This window comes from Pelomonas sp. Root1444, from assembly GCF_001426885.1.
In the GTDB taxonomy this organism is placed as follows: Bacteria; Pseudomonadota; Gammaproteobacteria; order Burkholderiales; family Burkholderiaceae_C; genus Pelomonas.
In genome coordinates this window covers 215-3,098 of record NZ_LMFP01000030.1, presented here as the reverse complement: position 1 = coordinate 3,098, position 2,884 = coordinate 215, and the positions used below count along the sequence as shown (strand labels likewise).

The following is a 2,884-nucleotide window of genomic DNA, read 5'->3' as shown; positions in this document are numbered from 1 at the left end:
CGTGCATTGCGACTACGAGACGCTGGTGCGCACGCCCAAGCTGTCGGCGCGCTATTACGCCGACATCGTCCGTGAGAGGCGCATCCTGTGAACGCCGGCACCCTGCACATGGACCGCGTCGTACCGCCGACCGCCGACCGCCTGCCGATGCGGCAGAAGGTCGGTTTCGGCCTCGGCGCCTTCCTCGACATGTGGGGCCACTGGCTCTACCCGTCGCTGGCCTTCCAGGTCTTCAACATCTTCCTGGGCGTTGCACCCGGCCTGATCTCCACGGTGCAGATGGTCAAGATCTTCATCGACGCCGGGTCGGACGCGGTCTTCGGCTGGATCTCGGACAACACGCGCACGCGCTTCGGGCGCCGGCGGCCATTCATCCTCGTCGGCGGCGTGCTCGCCGGCATCGGCCTGCCGCTGATGTTCGCCGTGGGCAAGGGCTGGACGGAGATGCAGTACTTCATCTTCATGCTGGTCAGCATGGTGATCTACGTGCCCATCATGAGCTGCTTCAACATGCCTTGGGTCAGCCTGGGCTCGGAGATGACGCCCGACTATCACGAGCGCACCACCGTGATGGCGATCCGCAACGCCATCCAGAAGCTGCCCGAGCTGTCGATGTTCTTCGCGGCGCAGTTCACGACGCTGGCGATCTTCAACGATGCCAGCGGCAAGCCCGACATCCTGCGCGGCGCGCAGACCTACTGCGCCATCCTCGGCGCCATCATGGTGGCGGTGTCGATCGCCATCTTCCTGCTGGTGCGCGAGCGCTATTACGAGAAGCTGGTGTCGCGCACGCAGACACACATCCCGTTTGCCGACACGCTGTGGCGCACGCTGCGCTGCAAGCCGTTCCGGCATGTGCTGCTGATGGCCCTGGCCTACGGCATCGGCACGGCGATGGTGAGCGCGCTGGGTTATTACGCGACCATCTACTACGTCTGCCAGGGCGATGTCGTCCAGGGAGCGAAGTGGAACACCGCGATGGGCCTGGCCGGCATGGCCTTCGGCTTCGCGGGCATCCCGTTCTTCACGTGGATCGCGCGCAAGCATGGCAAGCGTGCCGGCCTGGCCACGGTGCTGGTGCTGGCCATGTGCGCCTTCATCGGCGACTGGTGGCTGTACGACCCGGCGCGGCCGTATCTGCAGCTGTTCGCCTGCGGCTTCGTGGCCTTCACGGGCGCGGGGTTCTGGACGTTGTACGGCGCCACCATCGGCGACGTGGTTGACTACGACGAAGCCCAGACCGGCCAGCGCCGCGAGGGCTCGTTCTCCGCCTGTCAGTCGTGGATCACCAAGGTCGGCATCGCTCTCGGTGTGGGCGCGTCGGGCTGGATCCTGCAGTTCACCGGCTTCGACGCCAAGCAGGCCATCCAGACGCCGGAAGCCATCTTCTGGATCCGCCTCCTGCTGTCGGGCATTCCCGTCATCGGCTTGGTGCTGGCGCTGATCGCCATCCTGCGCTTCCCGCTGACCGAGGCACGCATGCTGCAGATCCGTGGGCAGCTTGAATCAACGCGCGGGACGGTATGACGCTTTTGCGCACCCTCCCCGCCACATCAACGACTGAAGTCATGCGCAACTACAAATCTGCATCCAACGGTTTGAACGCACTCTGGTTCGCGTCCTGCCTGGCATTGAGCACCTTTGCCCATGCCGCGGAACCCGCGAACCGGGTCCAGCCTTTCGAATGGAAATCCAGCGAGCCGCTGATCAGACCGCCGGCCGATGCGAAGGACATCTTCGGCGTCAAGGATCCGACCATCGTCCATCACGACGGCCGCTACCACGTCTTCATGACCACGGCCGGGAAGAACGGCTGGGGCATGGCCTACACGAGCTTTGCGAACTGGGAGGACGCCCCCAAGGCCTCGCTCTTCATGCTCGACAAGTCCCCCATCGGGCCCGGCTACCGAGCCGCACCCCAGGTCTTCTACTTCGCGCCGCAGAAGCTCTGGTACCTGATCTACCAGGGCGGAGACCCGCTGTACTCCACGACCAAGGACATTAACGATCCGCAATCCTGGACGGCGCCGCAGCCCTTCTACAAGACCATCCCGGCGAGCGTCAAGGACGCCAAGGGCCAGGCGGCGTGGCTGGACTTCTGGATCATTTGCGACGACAACAAGTGCCATCTCTTCTTCACCGACGACAACGGCAGCTTCTACCGCGGTGAGACGACGGTCGCGCGTTTCCCTCAAGGTTTCTCCGAGCCCGTCATCGCCATGAAGGAGAAGCGCGAGGATCTCTTCGAGGCGAGCAACACCTACAAGATCGCCGGCACCAGCCAGTACTTGACGCTGGTCGAGGCCATGGGCCCCAAAGGCAGGTATTTCCGCGCCTGGACGGCCGATCGGCTGGACGGCCAATGGCAACCCATCCCCGGCAGCAGCATGAACATGTTCGCCGGCGCCGACAACATGAAGTTCGACGGCCGGGTTTGGTCGGAGGGCGCATCGCATGGAGAACTGGTCCGCGCCGGTGTCGACCAGACGCTGACCATAGACCCCTGCAAGCCGCTGCGGTTCCTGTACCAGGGCCTGGACATGGAGAAGGGCAAGCATTACGAGTACATCGAGCTGCCGTATCGACTGGGCCTCATCACGGCCACGGGTCCCAACGCCATCAGCGCCTTGTGCACCAAGTAAACGGCCTGGGGCCGCCACGGTGCGGCCAGCCAGAATGAAAGTCTCAGGAGACCTCGATGTGGACTCGCCGTGCGTTTCCCGCCATCCTTGCCGGCACGGCTGCCGGCTCGCTTTCCATTGCTCGCGCTTCGACGCCGGCATGCGCGCCCGGGTCACATGAGTTCGGCCATGGCCTGGAAGGCCAACGCAAGGCCGACCTGGGCAACGGCACCTACCTGAACCCCATCGTCGCCGGCGACCAC

General features: G+C 64.5%; 2 protein-coding genes and 1 pseudogene. All 3 read left to right on the top strand.

Annotated features, from left to right (window positions below; translation table 11 throughout):
• Window positions 1-87 precede the first annotated feature (87 nt).
• Window positions 88-1,527 carry an MFS transporter gene (locus ASD35_RS24885; protein WP_056877678.1) on the top strand — a complete coding sequence of 480 codons (1,440 nt, stop codon included), beginning with the start codon at window positions 88-90 and terminating at the stop codon, window positions 1,525-1,527.
• Between the two features lie 41 nt (window positions 1,528-1,568).
• The gene (locus tag ASD35_RS24880) at window positions 1,569-2,642 is read left to right on the top strand and encodes a non-reducing end alpha-L-arabinofuranosidase family hydrolase (protein ID WP_056877677.1); all 1,074 of its coding nucleotides are present in this window, start codon (window positions 1,569-1,571) and stop codon (window positions 2,640-2,642) included.
• A 56-nt stretch (window positions 2,643-2,698) separates the two neighbouring features.
• Window positions 2,699-2,884: pseudogene (locus tag ASD35_RS28270) on the top strand (xylan 1,4-beta-xylosidase); the annotation flags it as partial.

Excerpts from the sequence above, each read along its gene's own strand:
- ASD35_RS24880 (WP_056877677.1), top strand. The coding sequence starts at position 1,569 with ATGCGCAACTACAAATCTGCATCCAACGGTTTGAACGCACTCTGGTTC.